The organism is Microvirga arvi (genome assembly GCF_016892765.1).
GTDB lineage: Bacteria > Pseudomonadota > Alphaproteobacteria > Rhizobiales > Beijerinckiaceae > Microvirga > Microvirga arvi.
This window is the reverse complement of sequence record NZ_JAFEMD010000027.1, coordinates 1-20,185: the sequence shown is the minus strand read 5'-3', so window position 1 is coordinate 20,185 and position 20,185 is coordinate 1. Positions and strand designations below refer to the sequence as shown.

Below are 20,185 nucleotides of genomic sequence, written 5' to 3'. Positions count from 1 at the left end.
CATGGAAGAGAAACCAGGGCAGGATCGCATTCCCGATACGCCGCTCTTCGATCGCAAGCGATCGCTGGGTGGCTACCGCATCAACAAGATGGCGATGGGACTGAGCAAGCCTGAGAACCGCGAGGCCTTCAAGCAGGATGAGAGCGCCTATCTCGACCGCTTCGGCCTCACCCCGGAGGAGAAGGAGGCCGTCATGACGCGCAACTGGCGTGAGATGGTGCGGCTCGGCGGCAATCTCTTCTTCATCCTCAAGATCTCCGCCGTCGACCCGGTTCGCATCACCGAGATCGGCGCTCATCAGGCGGGCATGGATCACGACGATTTTCTGCGCAACCGTTTAGGGAAGAAAGTATAATGGCGAAGCTCATTGGCGGATTGGGGACATCGCATGTTCCCTCGATCGGTGCAGCGATCGACAAAGGCTTGCGCGACACGCCGGACTGGAAGCCGTTCTTCGACGGCTACATCCCAGGACAGGAATGGGTGAAGGAGCACAAGCCCGACGTGGCGGTCGTGATCTTCAACGACCACGGCAACTCGTTCTTCCTCGACAAGGTACCGACCTTCGCCGTCGGCTGCGCCGAGGAATATCGCCCGGTTGATGAAGGCTGGGGACCCCGCGCGATCCCGCCCTTCAAAGGAGCCGTCGATTTCTCCTGGCATTTCATCGATACCCTGATCGAGAGCCGGTTCGACCCGATGATCTGTCAGGAGATCGAGGTCGACCACGGCATCCAGGTTCCGATGGAGCTGTTCTGGGGCCGGCCTGCAGAATGGCCGGTGCGCGTTGTGCCAATCTTCGTCAACGTGATCCAATATCCCATCCCGCTTCCGAGCCGCTGCTACGAGATGGGCCGCGTTCTGCGCCAAGCCATCGAGAGCTACCCGACTGACGAGCGGTTCGTCATCCTTGGCACGGGTGGTCTGTCCCACCAGCTTCAAGGGGCCCGCGCGGGCTTCGTGAATCCGCAGGCGGACCAGGCCTTCCTGAATGACATCGCCACCGATCCTGAGAAGCTCGCGAGCATGTCCCGGGAGCAATATGTGGAATTGTTCGGCAGCGAGGGGGCGGAACTGATGATGTGGCTCGTCATGCGCGGCGCCATGGATCGCGACGTAGTCGTCCGGCACAAGCACTACTTCGTTCCCGCTTCCATGACGGGCGCCGGCATGATCGTCATGGAAAACAAGGCCACGGCCTCTCCAGCTGTGGCGGCTTGACGTCATGTACTGGCTCATGATCTGCCGCCACAAGCCGGGCATGGCGGAATTGCGCGAGCATCACCGAGATGCACATCGCCAGCACGTCGCTACGGGTGGAGGCGGGCTCGCCAGGGTGCTGATCGGCAGCGCCCTGACAGAGGACAATGCCGAGACGCCGCTGGGAAACTTCGGGATCCTGGAGGCTCCCTCGCGGGAGGCCGCTCAGACCTTCGCGGAGAATGATCCCTTCGCCCGCGCGGGTCTTGTCGAAACCATCGAGATCACGGCCTTGGCCGCCCGGTTCCAGGCCCATCGAATCGATCCGATGACCTCTTGAGGAGCAAAGGGCGAAAGCTGCGGATATATGAATTTCTTTAAGCAATGACCCCGAAAAACTAATTTGCTTCAGGGACCGTTTGCTGGCGTCTTATTGCCGAGACGGCTCAGCATAGAACTGAGCTGAGCCCAAGGTGGAGACTGCGCATGACGGACGGCATGTCCAGAGGGCCTGTTCGTTGCAACATTAGCCGTCGGCAAGTCGTTGCCGGAGCCGCAGCCTGGGCTGCAGCGGAGCGCCCAACAAGGCGCTCCTGTTCTTTGCCAATACCAAGAGACCAATAAGCGTCTCACAGCGAAGACCAATGACAAACGAAAGGGAGAAGAGGATGCGACGTCGGACATTTTTAGGGGCTGCGGGCGCCGCGGCGGTGACGCTGGCCGTGAGCGGGGCGGCCCTGGCGCAGGAGGCGGTGAAGATCGGGCTGATTCTGCCGATGACGGGGCCGTTTGCCTCGACGGGGCGGCAGATCGAGGCGGCGGCCAAGCTGTACATGCAGCAGCAGGGCGACACGGTGGGGGGCAAGAAGATCCAGCTGATCGTCAAGGACGACACGGGCGTGGCGGACGTGACCAAGCGCCTGGCGCAGGAGCTGATCGTCAACGACAAGATCACTGTCATGGCAGGCTTCGGCCTGACACCCCTCGCGCTCGCGTCGGGTCCCTTGGCGACCCAAGGCAAGGTTCCTGCCGTGGTGATGGCAGCGGCGACCTCAACGATTACGGAAGCCTCACCCTTCATCGTGCGCACCAGCTTCACGGCGGCGCAAGCCACTGTTCCTCTTGCTGACTGGGCCGCTAAGAATGGCCTCAAGAAGGTCGTCACTCTCGTTTCGGACTACGGTCCGGGCATCGACGTGGAGAAGGCGTTCACGGACGTCTTCACCAAGGCCGGCGGCCAGGTAGAGAACCTGCGGGTGCCTCTGGCAAACCCGGACTTCTCGCCCTTCCTGCAGAAGGTGGCCGACGCCAAGCCCGACGCGCTTCTGGCCTTCGTGCCATCCGGCGTTGGTGCGCAATTCATGAAGCAGTTCGTGGAGCGCGGCCTCGACAAGAGCGGCATTCGTCTCCTGGCTGAAGGCAGCGTGACGGACGACGATCTGCTCAACAACATCGGGGACGTGGCTCTCGGTGCGATCACCACGCACCATTACTCGGTCGCCCACGACAGCCCTGAGAACAAGGCCTTCGTCGAAGCCTTCAAGAAGGCCAACAGCATGCGGCCGAACTTCATGGCGGTGGGCGGCTATGACGGCATGCACCTGATCTACGAGGGGCTGAAGAAGACCAACGGCCAGGGCGGCCAGGCCTTGATCGATGCCATGAAGGGGATGAGCTGGACCAGCCCGCGCGGGCCGGTCTCGATCGACCCGCAGACGCGTGACATCATCCAGAACATCTATGTGCGGAAAGTCGAGCGCAAGGACGGGGAGCTCTACAACGTGGAGTTCGCCACGATCCCGAACGTCAAGGATCCGGTCAAGGCCGCCAAGGCCAACTGAGCGCAACAACAGGACGTGAGGCGCCGCTGAAAGGCGGCGCTTTTCTTTTGTGTATACACCAAGCTGCATCGGGGCTTGTTTGTTGCTTTGCAGCAACGGAATTTGGCCACAATAGCCCTTTGTATAATTGTTCTACGCACAATCCTGTATACACCTTGCATCCGTGGAGGAAGACGATGACAGATGCACGCCTGTTTCCGCTGAACGCCTGGTATGCCGCAGCCTGGAGCCATGAGATCAAGCATGAGCTGGCGGCTCGGACGATCTGCAACAAGGATATGGTGCTCTATCGCCGCTCGGACGGTCAGGTGGCCGTGCTCGAGGACGCGTGCTGGCACCGCCTGCTGCCGCTCTCCATGGGGCATCTCAAGGGCGATGAGGTGGTCTGCGGTTACCATGGCCTCGTCTTCAATGCTGCCGGTCGCTGCACCTACATGCCGGCCCAGAAGACCATCAACCCGTCTGCCTGCGTGCGCGCCTATCCGGTGGAGGAGCGCCATCGTCTCGTCTGGGTTTGGCCCGGAGATCCCGCCCTCGCCAATCCGGACACGATCCCCGATTTCCATTGGAACGACGGCACCGAATGGGTCGGCGAAGGCGGCACCTTCTACAGTCTGAAATGCGATTACCGGCTCGTGATCGACAACCTGATGGACCTGACGCACGAGACCTATGTCCATGCCGGGAGTATCGGCGACGAGGCGATCACCAGCGCGCCCTTCGATGTGACGCATACCGACCGTACGGCGACCGTGACCCGCTGGATGATCAACATTGAGCCGCCGCCCTTCTGGGCGAAGCAGCTCGATAGGCCGGGCGCGCATGTGGACCGGTGGCAGATCATCTACTTCCAGGCACCCTCGACGGTGGTCGGGGACGTGGGCGTGGCCGTAACCGGGACCGGCGCTCCGCAGGGGGACCGCTCGCAGGGTGTCAATGGTGCTTTCTTGGCAGCTATTACCCCAGAGACTGATAAGAGCTGCCACTATTTCTGGAACTTCGCGCGAACCTTCCGCACGGACGACGAGCAGCTGACGCGCGATATCAACAAGGCCCATGTCAACGAAGGCAAGGGCGTCTACGACCAGGATCACGTGGTGCTCGAGGCGCAGCAGGTGGCCATCGACAAGAACCCGCGCCTGCCCTTTTACAACCTCAACATCGATGCCGGTGCCCTCTGGGCCCGCAAGCTGATCGACACGATGCTGGAAGCCGAGCATGGGCAAGTGGCTCATGCGCCCAGCGAGGCGGCCGAGTAGGTTCGCGATGAGCAAGCAGGTCGAATGGGGCAAGGGGATCTTGCGCTCGGTGCGGGACCTCACCCCGGATATCCGGCTCTTCGAAATCGAGCCGGAGGGCGAGTTCGTTGCTCCGACGCCGGGAAGTCACATCAATGTGGGGGTGCAGATCGGGGGGCGGCCGGATGTGCGATCCTATTCTGTTGTCGGACCGTGCACGGACGGACTCTACCGGATCGCCGTGAAGCGCCTTCCCGACAGCCGCGGTGGATCGCTCTACATGTGGAACCTCTCGCCCGGCGCACAGCTCAGCATCTCGACGCCGGGCAACCACTTCGATCTGAGCCTGGGGCGGCCGGAATATCTCCTGCTCGCGGGCGGCATTGGCATCACGCCGATCTTCACCATGGCTCTGGCTCTCGCGCATGCCGGAGCGAACTTCCGCGTGCTCTATGCCTGCCGGAGCCGGCAGGACATGGCCCTTGCCGATGAGATGCGCGCCCAGGTGGGCGATCGGTTGCAGATGTTCCTCGACGATGAGGGGGCTCGCGTAAACCTTGATGCGGAGATCGCGCGGCTGGCGCCCGGGGGCGAACTCTATGTCTGCGGCCCCATCGGAATGCTGGAGGCGGCCAAGCGTGCTTGGCAGAAGAGCGGCCGACCCGTGGACCAGCTGCGGTTCGAGACCTTCGGCAACAGCGGCCGCTTCGCCACCGAGGCCTTCAAGGTGAAGATCCCCCGGCTCGGGATAGAGGTCGAGGTTCCTCAGAACAAGACCATGCTCGATACTCTGGAGGCTGCCGGTGTCGCGATGATCTCCGACTGCCGTCGGGGCGAATGCGGTCTCTGTGCCCTGTATATCATCGAGACGACGGGGGTCGTCGACCACAGGGATGTGTTCTTCAGCGACGAGGAAAAGGCGGAGAACAGGAAGCTCTGCACCTGCGTGTCCAGGGTCGCGGGCGGGGATATCACGATCGACACGGCTGACAGAGCCGCATGATGTGCTTAGCTTGAGCGCAAAGAGAGAAGGGAGACCATGATCAAGGCCGCGGAGAAAGGCAACGACCGCTCGGTGACGCAGACCGTGAGAGCGCAACTCGCCCTGCGGGACCTCGTGCTGCGCGGCGAACTCAACCCCGGCGAGCGGGTCTCCGAGCTGCAGATGGTGGAGCGCCTCGGCGTTTCCCGGACGCCGGTCCGCATGGCTCTCGTACGACTGGAAGAAGAGGGTTTGCTGGAAGCGATCCCATCCGGCGGCTTCTCCGTCAAAACCTTCTCGGAGAAAGAGGTCTTCGAGGCCATCGAGATCCGCGGAACCCTCGAGGGGCTGGCGGCGCGTCTGGCGGCCGAGCGAGGCGTCAGCCGGACGGATCTGCGCAACGCCGCCGACTGCCTCGAGGCCATGGACGAGGTGGTGCGCCGCGACAAGGCCGAGATCGACCTGTTGCGCTATGTAGAGCTGAATGCCCGGTTCCATGACATCCTGATCGGCATGGCCGACAGCCAGGCCCTGGCCCGGCAGCTCGAAAGGGTGAGCGCGCTGCCGTTCGCCTCGCCCAGCGCCCTGGTGCCTGTGCAGTCGCGATCGCCGGAAATGAACCACATCCTGACCATAGCGCAGGACCAGCATCACTGCGTCCTTGCGGCCATCGAGCGGCGGGAGGGGGCCCGCGCCGAAGCGATCATGCGCGAGCATGCCCGCATCGCTCATCGCAATCTGGAACGCGCACTGACCAACCAAAGGGACATGGATCTCGTGCCTGGTTCCGTGCTCATCAAGAGGCGCATCCGCGCCTGAATGCAAAGGCGAATACGCCATAGAGAAAAAGGGAGAAGAGGATGCGACGTCGGACATTTTTAGGGGCTGCGGGCGCCGCGGCGGTGACGCTGGCCGTGAGCGGGGCGGCCCTGGCGCAGGAGGCGGTGAAGATCGGGCTGATTCTGCCGATGACGGGGCCGTTTGCCTCGACGGGGCGGCAGATCGAGGCGGCGGCCAAGCTGTACATGCAGCAGCAGGGCGACACGGTGGGGGGCAAGAAGATCCAGCTGATCGTCAAGGACGACACGGGCGTGGCGGACGTGACCAAGCGCCTGGCGCAGGAGCTGATCGTCAACGACAAGATCGCCGTCATGGCAGGCTTCGGCCTAACACCGCTGGCTCTTGCTCCAGCGCCGCTCGCCACCCAGGCGAAGGTGCCGGCCGTCGTCATGGCAGCCGCCACGGCGACCATCACGGAGGCCTCGCCCTTCATCGTGCGCACCAGCTTCACCCTGCCGCAGGCCACTGTGCCGATGGCGGAGTGGGCCTCGCAGAACGGCATCAAGAAGGTGGTGACGCTGGTCTCCGACTACGGCCCGGGCATCGATGCCGAAAAAGCCTTCACCGGCGCGTTCACGGCCAAGGGCGGGCAGGTGGAGAATCTGCGGGTGCCTTTGGCGAACCCCGACTTCTCGCCCTTCCTGCAGAAGGTCGCCGACGCCAAGCCCGACGCGCTGTTCGTGTTCGTGCCGTCAGGCATCGGCGCACAGTTCATGAAGCAGTTCGTGGAGCGCGGCCTCGACAAGAGCGGCGTCAAGCTGATCGGCCCCGGCGACGTAACCGACGACGACATCCTGAATGGCATGGGCGATGTGGCACTGGGCGCCATCACGACGCAGCACTATTCCGCGTCGCATGACAGCCCCGAGAACAAGGCGTTCGTGGAGGCGTTCAAGAAGGCCAATCCCGGCATGCGGCCGAACTTCATGGCGGTGGGCGGCTATGACGGCATGCACCTGATCTACGAGGGGCTGAAGAAGACCAACGGCCAGGGCGGCCAGGCCTTGATCGATGCCATGAAGGGGATGAGCTGGACCAGCCCGCGCGGGCCGGTCTCGATCGACCCGCAGACGCGTGACATCATCCAGAACATCTATGTGCGGAAAGTCGAGCGCAAGGACGGGGAGCTCTACAACGTGGAGTTCGCCACGATCCCGAACGTCAAGGATCCGGTCAAGGCCGCCAAGGCCAACTGAGCGCAACAACCAGAGGGACGCCGTTCATCGCGGCGTCTCTCATGAGTTTTTCGGAGAACGCGGTGCTGACCATTCTCTTCGATGGCATTGCCTACGGCATGCTGCTGTTCGTGCTGGCCTGCGGACTGGCCGTCACGCTCGGCCTGATGAACTTCGTCAATCTCGCCCATGGCGCCTTTGCCATGGCGGGCGGCTACATCACGGCCGTAATGATGAACCGAATGGGCGTGCCGTTCCTGGCGACCCTGCCGCTCGCCTTCATCGGCCCGGCTCTTCTCGGCCTGGTGCTCGAGCGAACCCTCTACAAGCGGCTCTATACCCGCAGCCATCTCGATCAGGTGCTGTTCTCCATCGGCCTCGTCTTCATGGCCGTGGCCGCCATCGATTACAGCTTCGGGTCGCAGCAGCAACTGATCCAGCTTCCGACGTGGCTTCAGGGCCGCATCGATGTGCTCGGCGTTCAGGTCGGTCTTTACCGCAGCTTCATCATCGCCATTTGCGGCGCGCTCGTGGTCGTCCTGCAGCTGATCCTGACCAAGACCCGTTTCGGCAGCCGCCTGAGAGCCGCCGTGGACGATCCCCGCGTCGCTCGCGGGCTCGGCATCAATGTGAGCCTGATCTTTGCCGCGACATTCGCTTTCGGCTCCGGGCTTGCGGGCCTGGGCGGGGCGCTCGGCGCGGAAATTCTCGGCCTCGACCCGACATTCCCGCTCAAGTTCATGATCTACTTCCTGATCGTCGTCACGGTCGGCGGCACGACCAGCATCACCGGGCCATTTCTGGCCTCGCTCCTGCTCGGGATCGCCGATGTGGCGGGCAAGTACTACGTGCCGAGCGTCGGTGCCTTCGTCATCTACACGCTGATGATCGTCGTTCTCGTTCTGCGCCCGCAGGGGCTGTTCGAACGTGCGCGCTGATCCAACAGGAACCGAACCCATGTCGTCGAACATCGCCGATTATGTCAGAACCACCCTGGTCCGAAGAGGGCGATGGGGGATTGGCGAGATCCTCTTCTGGCTGATCGCCGCCTCGACCCTGTATTTCCTGCCCGAGCGGCATCTTATCCTCAACGAGATCGCGATCATCGGTCTGTTCGCGCTCTCCCTCGATCTCATCCTCGGCTATGCCGGTATCGTATCTCTAGGCCACGCGGCCTTCTTCGGGCTGGGCGCCTATGCCGCCGGAATTCTGGCGAAATACGGATTTGCCGATCCTCTGCTCGGGCTGGTGATAGCCGCGATTGCCGCAGCGATCCTCGGTTTCGCGACAAGCTTTCTCGTGTTGCGCGGCTCGGATCTCACCAAGCTGATGGTGACGCTGGGCGTGGCGCTCGTTCTTGGCGAGGTCGCGAACCAGGCATCCTGGCTCACGGGCGGTGCCGACGGCCTCCAGGGCATCTCCATGGGGCCGATCCTCGGCCTGTTCGAGTTCGATATCTTCGGCACCACGGCCTATGCCTACAGCCTCGCGGTGACCTTCCTGCTCTTCATCCTCGCGCGCAGGATCGTCGTGTCGCCCTTCGGCCTCTCGCTGCGCTCGATCCGCGACAATCCCCTGAGGGCCCGCGCTGTCGGCATTCCGGTCAATCGCCGCCTCGTGGCGGTCTATACCCTTGCTGCGGCTTACGCCGGCGTGGCCGGCGCACTGCTGGCCCAGACAACCCAGTTCGTGTCCCTAGACGTGCTCGCCTTTCACCGGTCTGCTGACGTGATGCTGGTGCTTGTGATCGGCGGCGTCGGATATCTCTATGGCGGCCTCATCGGCGCCATCGTCTTCAAGGTGCTGCAGGACGTCATCTCGGCCTGGACGCCGCAATACTGGCAGTTCTGGATCGGCCTGATCCTCGTCATCATCGTGCTCGCCGGACGCGAGCGGCTGACGGAGCGTGTGAGAACTCTCTGGAAGGGCATGGCCGGCCGGACCACGAAAAGCAATGAGCCGCTGCCGGCAACCTCCGCTCGGGAGATCTGACATGGCCATCGCTCTCGAAACGAAAGGTCTCGTCAAGCGCTTCGGCGGCCTCCAGGCCACAGACAATGTGTCGTTCAAGCTGGAGCAGGGCGCTCGCCATGCTCTCATCGGTCCGAACGGCGCCGGCAAGACGACCTTCATCAATCTGCTCACCGGGGTTCTCAAACCGACATCGGGGCAGATTTTTCTGGAAGGGCAGGAGATCACGGGCCTGAGGTCGGAACTGCGGGTGCAGCGGGGGCTTGCCCGCACGTTCCAGATCAACCAGCTCTTCCCGGCCATGACGCCGCTCGAGACCATCGGGCTTGCGGTGTCCGAACGCCTGGGAGGAGGGCGCGACTGGTGGCGCGTGACCGGCAGGAAGCACGAGATAGTCGACGAGATCGTCGAGGTCGCGCAGCGCTTCCGCCTCATGGATGTGCTCGACGAGCGCACATCGAACCTGGCCTATGGCAAGCAGCGCCTTCTGGAGATCGCGGTGGCTTTCGCCTGCCGGCCGCGGGTGCTTCTGCTCGACGAGCCTGCTGCCGGCGTGCCGGAAGCGGAGCGGCACGAGCTGCTCGCAACGGTGGCGGCGCTCCCGCGGGACGTGTCCGTTCTTCTGATCGAGCACGACATGGATCTCGTTTTCAGCTTTGCAGACCGCATCTCGGTTCTGGTCAACGGTGCGCTGTTCACGGAAGGCACGGTCGAGGAGGTCTCGACCGACCCGAGGGTCCGCGCCGTCTATCTCGGGGAGAGTGTCGATGAGTGATCTTCTCACCCTGCAGCAGGTCTCCGCAGGCTATGGCGATGCTGTCGTCATCTCGAACATCGATCTGCATCTCAAGCCCGGCGAATCCCTGGCCGTGCTCGGCCGCAACGGCACGGGCAAGACGACGCTCCTCAACACCATCATCGGTGTGACCCGCCAGCGCGGCGGCTCGATCATGTTCGGGGGTAAGGACCTGACGGCGACCCGCTCCGACAAGCGCGCTCTGGCCGGAATCGGCTGGGTTCCGCAGGAGCGGAACATCTTCAAATCCCTTACCGTCGAAGAAAATCTGACGGCTGTGGCTCGTCCGGGCCCCTGGCACGTGAACCGGGTCTACGAGATGTTTCCGCGCCTCAAGGAGCGCCGGTCCAATCTGGGAAATCAGCTCTCCGGCGGCGAGCAGCAGATGCTGGCGGTCGCCCGTGCGCTCGTGCTCAATCCCAAGCTCCTGCTGCTGGACGAGCCGACGGAGGGCTTAGCACCCATCATCATCGAGGAACTGCTCGCGGCCCTGACGCGGATCATTCGCGGGGAGGGCATGTCGGCGATCGTGGTCGAGCAGCATGCCCAGAAGATTCTCGGCGTCACCGACAGCGCGCTCATTCTCGATCGTGGCGCGATCGTCCATGCGAGCTCGAGCAGGGCACTCATCGAGGACCCGACGGCCCTCGAACAGCATCTCGGCGTGACGGCGAAGAAGAAGCCGATGCGCGCGGCATCCCATTGAAGTGAAGAACAGGAGAATCAATCCATGCAACGCACCAAACCGCCTTTCCGCGCCGACATGGTCGGCAGCCTGCTGCGCACCGCGGCGCTGAAGGACGCCCGTCACAAGCACCATGAGGGGGAGATCTCGGACGCAGCCCTGAAGGAGATCGAGGACCGTGAGATCCGCGCTCTGATCAAGCGCCAGGAGGAGATCGGCCTGCAGGCCGTGACGGACGGCGAGTTCCGCCGCGCCTATTGGCACTTCGATTTCCTGGAGCATCTCGACGGCGTAACCTCTGTCGAGGCGGACTCCGGCATGAACTTCAAGGGTGGCGTCGGCATTGCGAAGGCGTTGCGCGTGACGGGAAAGGTGGGATTTTCCGGCCAACACCCGATGATCGACCATTTTCGTTTCGTGAAGGACAACACCGACCGCGTCGCGAAGATGACCATTCCGGGCCCGAGCATGCTTCACTACCGTGGCGGGCGGAAGATGATGAACATGGGCGTCTATCCGAACATGGACGACTTCTATGCCGATGTCGGCAGGGCGTACAACAAGGCGGTGCATGCCTTCTACGATGCGGGCTGCCGCTACCTTCAGCTCGACGACATCTCTTTCGCCTATCTCTGCGATCCGGAGCAGCGCGAGATGCTGCGCCAGCGCGGCGACGACCCGGAGAGGCAGCCCGAGATCTATGCCGGCATGGTGCGCGAGGCGCTCAAGGACAAGCCGGACGATCTGACGATCACGATGCATCTGTGCCGCGGCAACTTCCGCTCGACCTTCATCGCATCCGGCGGCTACGAGCCCGTGGCCGAGGTATTGTTCAACCGCATGCCGGTCGACGGCTATTTCATGGAGTGGGACAGCGACCGTGCCGGCGGCTTCGAACCCCTGCGCTTCCTGCCGAAGGGCAAGTCCGTGGTCCTGGGTCTCGTCACCTCCAAGACCGGCGTCCTTGAGAAGAAGGACGACATCAAGCGCCGCATCGACGAGGCGTCCAAGTATGTCGACCTCGACCAGCTCTGTCTCTCGCCGCAATGCGGTTTCGCCTCGACCGAGGAGGGCAACACGCTCGCCGAAGAGGAGCAGTGGGCGAAGCTGCGCATGATCGTCGAGCTCGCCGAGGAGGTCTGGGGCAGCCCCGGCTCTGGCGCCAGGAAGGCGGCCTGATTGCCGACGGGAGCCCGGAGCGCTTGCCGTTCCGGGCTCCCGTCATGAGAGTGCTGAAGCGAAAGACATGACGATGCAGGACGAACAGGTTCTCGATCTCGCCCATCTGGGACATCTCGAACTGCTCACGCCGAAACCGGACGAGAGCCTGCGCTTCTTCATCGACGTGCTCGGGATGACCGAAAGCGGCCGGCAGGGCGACTCCGTCTATCTCCGCGGCTGGGACGATTACGAGCGGCACTCGCTCAAGCTGACCGCCTCGAAGAAACCCGGCATGGGGCACATGGCTTTTCGGGCGAGAAGCCGGCAGGCGCTGGAGCGCCGCGTCGCGGCTTTGAAAGGGTCCGGCTATGACATCGGCTGGACGGACGGCGATCTCGGCCACGGTCCGGCCTTCCTCTGCCGCGATCCGGACGGACACCAAATCGAGCTCTATTACGAGACCGAGTGGTATGCCGCGCCGCCCGAACTGAAGCCTGCCCTCAAGAACCAGGCCCAGCGCTTTCCGGCGCGCGGCGTCAGCGTGCGCCGCCTCGATCACCTGAACTGTCTTGCGTCCGACATTCGCGCGAACCGCATCTTCTTCGAGCAGTATCTCGGCTGCCGCCTCACCGAGCAGATCGTTCAGAACGACGGAACCGAGGCTGGCATGTGGATGACGCTCACCAACAAGAGCTACGACTTCGCCTTCACCCGCGACCACACGAACGCGAAGGGGCGCTTCCATCATCTGACCTATGCCCTCGACAGCCGGGAGGATGTCCTAAGAGCGGCAGACATCTTTCTCGAAGCGGGCGTTCCCATCGAATCCGGCCCTCACAAGCACGCGGTTCAGCAGACCTTCTTCCTCTATGTCTACGAGCCGGGCGGCAACCGGGTCGAGGTCTGCAACGCAGGCGCCCGCCTGATCCTCGCACCGGACTGGAAGCCGATCGTCTGGACGGAGGAGGAACGCAAGAAGGGGCAGGCCTGGGGCATGAAGACGGTCGAGTCGTTCCACACCTATGGAACCCCGCCTGTGGAGGATTTAGGCTGACTCAAGCCTCTGATATCTGAACTCTCGAGATTTGAACGTCTCACGCCGAGCTGCAGAGACGGCGGGGAGCGCTCGGCCGAGCCGATAGGCGTGCTTGCTCTTGCTGATTTCCCGATGTCGCTGCCGATGAAGCAATGGCAAGTTGCGACCGTTGCTGAGAGCTTAAGCCAGTACTTCCTCGGCAGGCGTGTAGGGGAGGCCATGCGCCTCCGCTACCGGACGGCAGACGATCTTGCCCGCATGAACATTGAGCCCGTCACGCAGGAACCGATCATCCTTCACAGCCTGAAGCCACCCCTTGTCCGCCAGCGCCAGCGTGAAGGGCAAAGTGACGTTGTTGAGCGCGAAGGTGGAGGTGCGTGCCACGGCTCCGGGCATATTGGTCACGCAGTAATGGACCACGTCGTCGATGATGTAGGTTGGTTCGGAATGCGTGGTCGGGCGCGAGGTTTCGGAGCATCCGCCCTGGTCGATGGCGATGTCGACGATGACGGATCCGGCCTGCATCGACCGCACCATATCGTGCGTGACGATCTTCGGCGCGGCTGCCCCCGGCACGAGGACGGCGCCGATGAGAAGGTCCGCTTGACGCACCGCTTGGGCAATGGATTCTCGGGTCGAGAACAACGTGCGTACGGACGAGCCGAACTGCGACGAGAGACGCCGCAGCACGTCCGCCGAGCGGTCGATGACAGTCACATGGGCTCCCATGCCGAGTGCAATGGCGGCGGCATGGGAGCCTGAGACACCACCCCCGAGAATGACGACTTCAGCGCCGGGCACTCCGGGTACGCCGCCCAGGAGAACACCGCGTCCACCCTGCGCCTTCTCGAGACAATGCGCGCCCACCTGAGGCGCAAGACGTCCAGCTACTTCCGACATCGGGGTGAGGAGCGGAAGCGCGCCCGAGGGCGAGGTTACTGTCTCGTAGGCGATGCAGGTGGCGCCGCTGGCCATCAGGTCCTTGGTTTGTTCAAGGTCTGGAGCAAGATGAAGATAGGTGAACAGAATCTGTTCAGGGCGAAGGCGCCTGCGCTCCTCCGGCAAGGGCTCCTTGACCTTCACGACCATCTCGGCCTCCATGAAGATCCGACCCGGTCCATCGACGATGACGGCACCTGCAGCTTCGTATTCGCCATCCGCCAGTCCCGCGCCGAGCCCTGCGCCGCGCTCGACCATTACGCTATGCCCGTGATGAACAAGTTCTGCGACGGAGGAGGGCACGAGACCAACCCGGTACTCGTGGTTCTTGATCTCTTTGGGAACACCGATGCGCATGGCTCTTCTCACGGTTTCTTGTCGTCAAACGCGGCACTTACACGGGCTCGTCGACACGCCCGAGAGAACGGATATCATGGTGCCGATATGCCCGCGCTCGACTATTAAGGGTGGCGATAAGGCAAGAATGTCACCTGTGACCCGAATAAGCAATCCGCAGGCGGAGCACTCAAGGAATACATCGTAGGTGCGGGCTTTCGGTGCGGTCGCGGGACGCCAGCCCGACTCCTGCCACAAGGCCGATATTCCGGATGTCGCTCACGTGCTGACAACTCCTGAGGCTGTGCACGGCTTGCTGCATGTCCCAAGGGAGGAACTCCGCGTCAGCAGCGACTCGTCCGCATAGATGTCGAGAGTCGCGAGGCCTGCGGCAGGAGGGCCTGAGACGCCATCAAGCAGTGCCGGCGCTCATCGTCGATCGATTGCTTTAACCTAGCCGGAAGCTTCCTGACGTGGTCATGGACGGTGCAGCATTCTAGGACCTGATGTATCCGGGATATTTGGCCTTGATCTCGTCCACATGAGCCAATGTCCCGGAGAGATGCTCCCGCAAATGCTGCTGCGCCTCGTTGGGTTTGCCATCGGCGATGGCCTGCACGATCAGCCTGTGATGATGCATGATGTCTTGAGCCTTGCCTGGAGTGGGAAGGTGCAGGCGGCGTAGACGATCGATATGTCCGCTGCGGCTGCGTACGAGTGTCCAGAGATCGTGCATCTTGGCGGCTTCGTAGAGATGCTGGTGGAACGCCTGATCGGCCACCGTAAAGGCCTCGAAATCTTCGGCCTCCATAAGCGCCTGCTGCTGGGCGAGGAACCCCTGGAGCCTTGCGATCAGCCTCTGATCAGGCGCGAGTGCCAGGCTCCGAACGATCTCAAGCTCCAAAGAACGGCGCAGGAAGTGCGCCTGGTGGGCAAGCGTCAGGTCGATCGGGCTGACCATTGTCGCATGCTGCGGGAAGATCTCGACCAAGCCTTCCTCTTGGAGCTTCAGGAGAGCATCGCGGATCGGAGTTGAGCTAAGGCCGAATTCCTTCTGCAGGATGAGGCGGTTCAGCACCGTTCCCGGAGTCAATGCGAGAGAGAGAATAGCTTCTCGCAAATGCTCGAAAACCTGGGGCGCCGCATGGCGCGACCTGTCCCGGGGCCGCAACGAGCTCACCGTTAAGGTATCCATTACCTTGTCCTTTCTCGGATTCCTGCCCGACCATTGAAGCGTCATTACATCAGAAAGCTGCATCAGAATACAAGTTGACAGACTAATGCATTAGAGTTTTAGTGACCAACATTCCCATTGGAATATCCAGACGCAAGCCCGCAGAGACGGGTGATCGCCAACTTATTCGAACCATAGGAGGAAGCGCATGACCGCGCTGAAACTGTTGTCCGCCGCTATCCTGGGCGTTGCGATCTCTGCCCCTGCGCTCGCTGCCGGGTATCCGGAAAAGCCTGTAACCGTGGTCGTGCCTTTCCCGGCAGGCGGAGCCTCCGATACGACGGCCCGCGTCACCACTCAGAAGATGCAGGAAAGCCTCGGACAACCCATCGTAGTCGAAAACAAGCCTGGTGCGAACGGCTCCCTCGGGGCCGGTCAGGTCGCAAAGGCAAAGCCCGACGGCTACACCCTGATCGTGGGCTCGATCGGCGTCTATGCCATCAACCCGGCTCTCTACAAGAGCCTGCCCTACGATCCGACCAAGGACTTCGATCTCCTCACGGTCGCGGTGCGCACCCCGAACGTTCTCGTGGCCAATCCCAGCTTCCCCGCCAACAACGTTCAGGAACTCGTTGCCTACCTGAAGAAGAATCCTGAGAAGGTCACATTCGCCTCGTCCGGTGCAGGCTCGTCCGATCACCTGACCGCAGCCCTGTTCTGGCAGAAGACGGGCACCACAGGCGTCCATGTGCCTTATAAGGGCGGTGCTCCGGCGATCACAGACCTGATCGGCGGCCATGCCGAGGTGTCCTTCCAGAACCTCGGGGCCGTATCGAACCATATCAAGGCTGGCAAGCTGAAGCTCCTCGCCATCACGAGCGATAAGCGGAATTCGGCCTTCCCGGACACGCCGACGATGAAGGAGGCCGGAGTCGAGGGTGTCGAGGTCTATTCCTGGCAGGCTGTTGCCGCCCCCAAGGGGCTTCCGGCCGATGTGAAGGGCAAACTCGAGCAGTCGTTGACGGCCGCCCTGAACTCACCTGACGTGAAGGGCAAGTTCAGCGACATCGGCTTCGAGGTCGTCGCCAGTACGAGTGGACAATTCTCCGAATTCCTCGGCCAGGAAATCAACCGCTGGAAAAATGTCGTCGAGACCGGAAAGATCACGGCAGATCAATAAGGCCCAACTTTTGCGGGACAGCCTGAGCGGCTGTCCTGCTTTCTCATATTGTTCAAGTGCACCGCTCGTCCCCTGAGGACCAACCAGCTCCATCGCCGCTGCGGCGCACGAATCGATTTTTAGGATCACTGCCTCGGGAGGACGCTCGTGATGTCATACGTGCTCCAAAAAAAGGATTTCTGGGCTGGCGCTCTCTACATTGCCCTCGGGGCGGCCGCCTTCTGGATCGGGCGTGATTACCCGATGGGCTCGTCGGTGCGCATGGGTGCCGGCTATTTCCCCGCTGTTCTGAGCGTCGCCCTTGTCCTCATCGGGTTTGCGTCCGTGGCGCGATCCTTCTTCCAGGAAGGCGAGGCCGTCGGCGCAATAGCGTGGAAGCCGCTTCTCCTTATCGTCGGGGCCACGGCTCTGTTCGGGGTTCTGCTCCAGACCCTGGGGCTTGCGGTTGCATTGATCGTCCTTGTGCTGGTGAGCGCCGCTGCCAGCCAGCATTTCCGTATCGAGCTCAAGGCATCCATCGGGCTGGTTTTGCTGGTTGCGTTCTGCGCCCTCGTCTTTGTCAAGGGGCTCGGCGTTCCACTGCCGCTCCTCGGCTCGTGGTTTGGTGAGTAGAGGCCCGGACGATGGAAACGCTTTCGAATCTATGGCTTGGGCTGGAGACGGCTCTATCCTTCTGGAACCTCGTCTACTGCATGATCGGGGTGTTCCTCGGCACCGCCATCGGCGTGCTCCCGGGCCTTGGGCCGGTCGCTACGATTGCGATGCTCCTTCCGGTCACCTTCGGGCTCCCGCCCGTATCGGCGCTGATCATGCTGGCAGGCATCTATTACGGCGCGCAGTACGGGGGCTCGACAACTGCAATCCTCGTCAATCTGCCTGGTGAATCATCCAGCGTTGTCACCGCTCTCGACGGCTACCAGATGGCCCGTCAGGGCAAGGCAGGCACGGCTCTTGCGACGGCCGCCATCGGATCTTTCTTCGCCGGTACGGTCGCCACGATCCTCCTGGCCATCTTCGCTCCGCCGCTTGCGGATCTCGCCCTGCGGTTCGGACCAGCGGAATATTTCTCGTTGATGGTGCTCGGGCTCGTTGCTTCCATCGTGCTCGCCCATGGCTCCCTGCTGCATGCCTTCGGCATGATCATCCTGGGCCTTCTCCTGGGCCTGATCGGCACTGACGTGAATTCCGGAACAACCCGGTTCACCTTCGGGCTGCCGCAGATGGCGGACGGCATCGGTTTCGTCGTCGTGGCCATGGGAGTTTTCGGCATCGGTGAGATCATCGGCAATCTGGAGAATGAATCCACGCGCACGGTAATGCTGAAGAGCGTCACCGGCCTCATGCCGACAAGGGATGATCTCAAACGGATCGCCGCGCCCATTCTTCGCGGAACGGCTCTCGGCTCGATGCTGGGCATCCTGCCGGGTGGTGGCGCCATGCTCGCTTCCTTTGCCGCTTACACCCTCGAGAAGAAGGTCTCGAAAACTCCGGAGCGGTTCGGCAAAGGCGCTATCGAGGGTGTCGCGGGACCGGAGAGTGCCAACAATGCCGGTGCGCAGACATCCTTCATCCCGATGCTGACGCTTGGCATTCCATCCAACCCCGTCATGGCCTTGATGATCGGCGCGATGATCATGCAGGGCATTCAGCCGGGTCCCTCGGTGATGACCGAGCAGCCGGTGCTCTTCTGGGGGCTCATCGTCTCCATGTGGATCGGCAATCTTTTCCTTCTCGTCCTCAACCTGCCGCTGATCGGACTATGGGTGCGGATGATCTCCGTGCCGTACCATTTCCTGTATCCGGCTATCCTGGTCTTCTGTGCCATCGGCGTGTTCAGTCTCAACAATGCGACCTTTGACGTCTACCTGATGGCGATCTTCGGATTCCTCGGGTACGTCTTCCGCAAGCTCGATTGCGAACCGGCTCCGATGCTGCTCGGCTTCATCCTTGGGCCCATGATGGAAGAGCACCTGCGCCGGGCCATGCTGATCTCCAAGGGCGACGCTACGGTTTTCCTGAGCCGTCCGATCAGCGCGACGATGCTGATCCTGGCGCTCGTTCTGCTCGCAACCGTCCTCGCTCCGGTTGTTCGCCGGAAGCGCGAAGAGGCCTTCCAGGAAGAGGGCTGAGCCTCCTCTTTGATCCCGCATCATTCGATTTCAAAGGCAAAGCGTTAGTCCCATGACAGCCAAAACGAAAAGGCCTGAAGACCTCCGTAGCGCGCGATGGTTCGCCCCCGACGACCTGCGCGGTTTCGGTCATCGCTCCCGCATCATGCAGATGGGCTACGCTCCCGAGGATTGGGTCGGACGTCCGGTCATCGCGATCATCAACACCTGGTCGGACATCAATCCCTGCCATGCCCACTTCAAGCAGCGTGTCGAGGACGTGAAGCGCGGCGTCTTTCAGGCCGGCGGCTTTCCCATCGAGCTGCCTGCGATCTCATTGTCGGAAAATTTTGTCAAACCGACCACCATGCTCTACCGCAACATGCTGGCCATGGACACGGAAGAGCTCATTCGTTCCCATCCGGTCGATGGTGTCGTCCTCATGGGCGGCTGCGACAAGACGACCCCCGGCCTGCTCCTGGGCGCGACGAGCGCCAACCTCCCGTCGATCTTCATCCCGGCCGGGCCCATGCTGCGCGGAAACTGGAAGGGCAGGATTCTGGGCTCCGGCTCCGATGCCTGGAAGTATTGGGACGAGCGCCGGGCCGGCAACATCACCAAGGAGGATTGGGTGGAGGTCGAGGGCGGCATTGCCCGCAGTCACGGACACTGCATGACCATGGGCACGGCCAGCACCATGACGGCGATCGCCGAATCCATCGGCATGACGCTGCCGGGGGCTTCCTCCATTCCTGCCGCCGACGTCAACCACATCCGCATGTGCGCGGAAGCAGGCCGGCGTGCGGTCGAGATGGTGTGGGAAGACCTTACGCCTGACAGGATCCAGACTCGGCCTGCCTACGAGAATGCAATCGCCGTCGCCATGGCCATGGGCTGCTCCACGAACGCCGTGATCCACCTCATCGCCATGGCCCGCCGGGCCGGGCACGATATCGGCCTCGACGATTTCGAGATCGCCAGCCGCAAGGTCCCGGTGATCGCGAACGTGCGTCCGAGCGGTGCAGCCTACCTGATGGAGGACTTCTATTTCGCAGGAGGGCTGCCGGCGCTCATGACGCGCATCGGAGGGCATCTGCACCTCCACTGCCTCACGGTGACCAGCAGGACCCTGGGCGAGAACATCGCTCGCGCGGAAGTCTACAACGACGATGTCATCCGCACGGTCGACAATGCCATCTACGAGGAAGGCGCGCTGGCCGTGCTCAAGGGCAATCTTGCGCCGGACGGATGCGTCATGAAGCCGAGCGCCTGCGAGCCGCGCCTGCGCAAGCATTCAGGGCCGGCCCTCGTCTTCGATGACTACCCGTCCATGAAGGCTGCCATCGACGATGACGATCTCGATGTGACGGCGGATCATATTCTGGTCCTGCGCAATGCAGGCCCGCAGGGAGGCCCCGGAATGCCGGAATGGGGCATGCTGCCGATCCCGAAGAAGCTCGTGAAGCAGGGGGTGCGTGACATGCTGCGCCTGTCCGATGCCCGCATGAGCGGCACGAGCTATG

20 protein-coding genes and 1 pseudogene are annotated in these 20,185 nt (G+C 62.5%); 18 read left to right on the top strand and 3 right to left on the bottom strand.

The window, feature by feature from the left end:
• The first annotated feature begins 1 nt into the window (after position 1).
• The 14 genes from ILT44_RS17200 to ILT44_RS17135 all read left to right on the top strand — a co-directional run bounded on the left by ILT44_RS17200 (position 2) and on the right by ILT44_RS17135 (position 12,943).
• On the top strand, positions 2-355 hold the full coding sequence (locus ILT44_RS17200; RefSeq protein ID WP_204240837.1) for a hypothetical protein: 354 nt from the start codon (positions 2-4) through the stop codon (positions 353-355).
• On the top strand, positions 355-1,221 hold the full coding sequence (locus ILT44_RS17195; RefSeq protein WP_204240836.1) for a class III extradiol dioxygenase family protein: 867 nt from the start codon (positions 355-357) through the stop codon (positions 1,219-1,221). The genes ILT44_RS17200 and ILT44_RS17195 overlap by 1 nt, the downstream gene beginning before the upstream one ends.
• A gap of 4 nt (positions 1,222-1,225) precedes the next feature.
• Positions 1,226-1,540, top strand: coding sequence for a YciI family protein (locus ILT44_RS17190; protein WP_204240835.1), 315 nt, complete (start codon positions 1,226-1,228; stop codon positions 1,538-1,540).
• A 328-nt stretch (positions 1,541-1,868) separates the two neighbouring features.
• Positions 1,869-3,041 (top strand): ABC transporter substrate-binding protein, encoded by a 1,173-nt coding sequence (locus ILT44_RS17185; protein WP_204240834.1) that lies wholly within the window; start codon positions 1,869-1,871, stop codon positions 3,039-3,041.
• A gap of 176 nt (positions 3,042-3,217) precedes the next feature.
• Positions 3,218-4,300 carry an aromatic ring-hydroxylating dioxygenase subunit alpha gene (locus ILT44_RS17180; protein ID WP_204240833.1) on the top strand — a complete coding sequence of 361 codons (1,083 nt, stop codon included), beginning with the start codon at positions 3,218-3,220 and terminating at the stop codon, positions 4,298-4,300.
• A 7-nt stretch (positions 4,301-4,307) separates the two neighbouring features.
• Complete coding sequence (locus ILT44_RS17175; RefSeq protein WP_204240832.1) at positions 4,308-5,282, top strand: PDR/VanB family oxidoreductase; 975 nt, start codon at positions 4,308-4,310, stop codon at positions 5,280-5,282.
• Between the two features lie 36 nt (positions 5,283-5,318).
• Positions 5,319-6,080: a GntR family transcriptional regulator gene (locus ILT44_RS17170; RefSeq protein ID WP_204240831.1), complete on the top strand. Its 762-nt coding sequence runs from the start codon at positions 5,319-5,321 to the stop codon at positions 6,078-6,080.
• A gap of 41 nt (positions 6,081-6,121) precedes the next feature.
• Positions 6,122-7,297 (top strand): ABC transporter substrate-binding protein, encoded by a 1,176-nt coding sequence (locus ILT44_RS17165; protein WP_204240830.1) that lies wholly within the window; start codon positions 6,122-6,124, stop codon positions 7,295-7,297.
• Positions 7,298-7,338: 41 nt separating this feature from the next.
• A complete protein-coding gene (locus ILT44_RS17160) occupies positions 7,339-8,214 on the top strand; it encodes a branched-chain amino acid ABC transporter permease (protein ID WP_239468322.1) in 876 nt (291 codons plus the stop codon).
• 19 nt (positions 8,215-8,233) lie between these two features.
• Positions 8,234-9,268: a branched-chain amino acid ABC transporter permease gene (locus ILT44_RS17155; RefSeq protein ID WP_204240828.1), complete on the top strand. Its 1,035-nt coding sequence runs from the start codon at positions 8,234-8,236 to the stop codon at positions 9,266-9,268.
• Between the two features lies 1 nt (position 9,269).
• Positions 9,270-10,022 (top strand): ABC transporter ATP-binding protein, encoded by a 753-nt coding sequence (locus ILT44_RS17150; protein WP_204240827.1) that lies wholly within the window; start codon positions 9,270-9,272, stop codon positions 10,020-10,022.
• A complete protein-coding gene (locus ILT44_RS17145; protein ID WP_204240826.1) occupies positions 10,015-10,749 on the top strand; it encodes an ABC transporter ATP-binding protein in 735 nt (244 codons plus the stop codon). Before ILT44_RS17150 ends, ILT44_RS17145 begins: the two co-directional genes overlap by 8 nt.
• A 24-nt stretch (positions 10,750-10,773) precedes the next feature.
• On the top strand, positions 10,774-11,907 hold the full coding sequence (locus tag ILT44_RS17140) for a 5-methyltetrahydropteroyltriglutamate--homocysteine S-methyltransferase (RefSeq protein WP_204240825.1): 1,134 nt from the start codon (positions 10,774-10,776) through the stop codon (positions 11,905-11,907).
• Positions 11,908-11,980: 73 nt separating this feature from the next.
• Complete coding sequence (locus tag ILT44_RS17135; RefSeq protein WP_239468325.1) at positions 11,981-12,943, top strand: catechol 2,3-dioxygenase; 963 nt, start codon at positions 11,981-11,983, stop codon at positions 12,941-12,943.
• Between the two features lie 162 nt (positions 12,944-13,105).
• Here ILT44_RS17135 and ald read toward each other — a convergent pair whose 3' ends face one another.
• From ald to ILT44_RS17125, 3 genes and pseudogenes are all read right to left on the bottom strand, one after another.
• On the bottom strand, positions 13,106-14,221 hold the full coding sequence (ald, locus tag ILT44_RS17130) for an alanine dehydrogenase (RefSeq protein ID WP_204240823.1): 1,116 nt from the start codon (positions 14,219-14,221) through the stop codon (positions 13,106-13,108).
• Between the two features lie 24 nt (positions 14,222-14,245).
• Positions 14,246-14,605: pseudogene (locus ILT44_RS30960) on the bottom strand (aminotransferase class III-fold pyridoxal phosphate-dependent enzyme); the annotation flags it as partial.
• Between the two features lie 91 nt (positions 14,606-14,696).
• The gene (locus ILT44_RS17125) at positions 14,697-15,395 is read right to left on the bottom strand and encodes a GntR family transcriptional regulator (RefSeq protein WP_204240822.1); all 699 of its coding nucleotides are present in this window, start codon (positions 15,393-15,395) and stop codon (positions 14,697-14,699) included.
• A 187-nt stretch (positions 15,396-15,582) separates the two neighbouring features.
• On the opposite strand from ILT44_RS17125, the gene ILT44_RS17120 reads away from it, so the two are divergent.
• From ILT44_RS17120 to araD, 4 genes are all read left to right on the top strand, one after another.
• A complete protein-coding gene (locus ILT44_RS17120) occupies positions 15,583-16,554 on the top strand; it encodes a Bug family tripartite tricarboxylate transporter substrate binding protein (protein ID WP_204240821.1) in 972 nt (323 codons plus the stop codon).
• A gap of 150 nt (positions 16,555-16,704) precedes the next feature.
• A complete protein-coding gene (locus ILT44_RS17115; RefSeq protein WP_204240820.1) occupies positions 16,705-17,166 on the top strand; it encodes a tripartite tricarboxylate transporter TctB family protein in 462 nt (153 codons plus the stop codon).
• Positions 17,167-17,177: 11 nt separating this feature from the next.
• The gene (locus ILT44_RS17110; protein WP_204240819.1) at positions 17,178-18,683 is read left to right on the top strand and encodes a tripartite tricarboxylate transporter permease; all 1,506 of its coding nucleotides are present in this window, start codon (positions 17,178-17,180) and stop codon (positions 18,681-18,683) included.
• Between the two features lie 52 nt (positions 18,684-18,735).
• Positions 18,736-20,185: L-arabinonate dehydratase (araD, locus tag ILT44_RS17105; RefSeq protein ID WP_204240818.1), on the top strand; the 1,450-nt coding region annotated here is incomplete at its 3' end.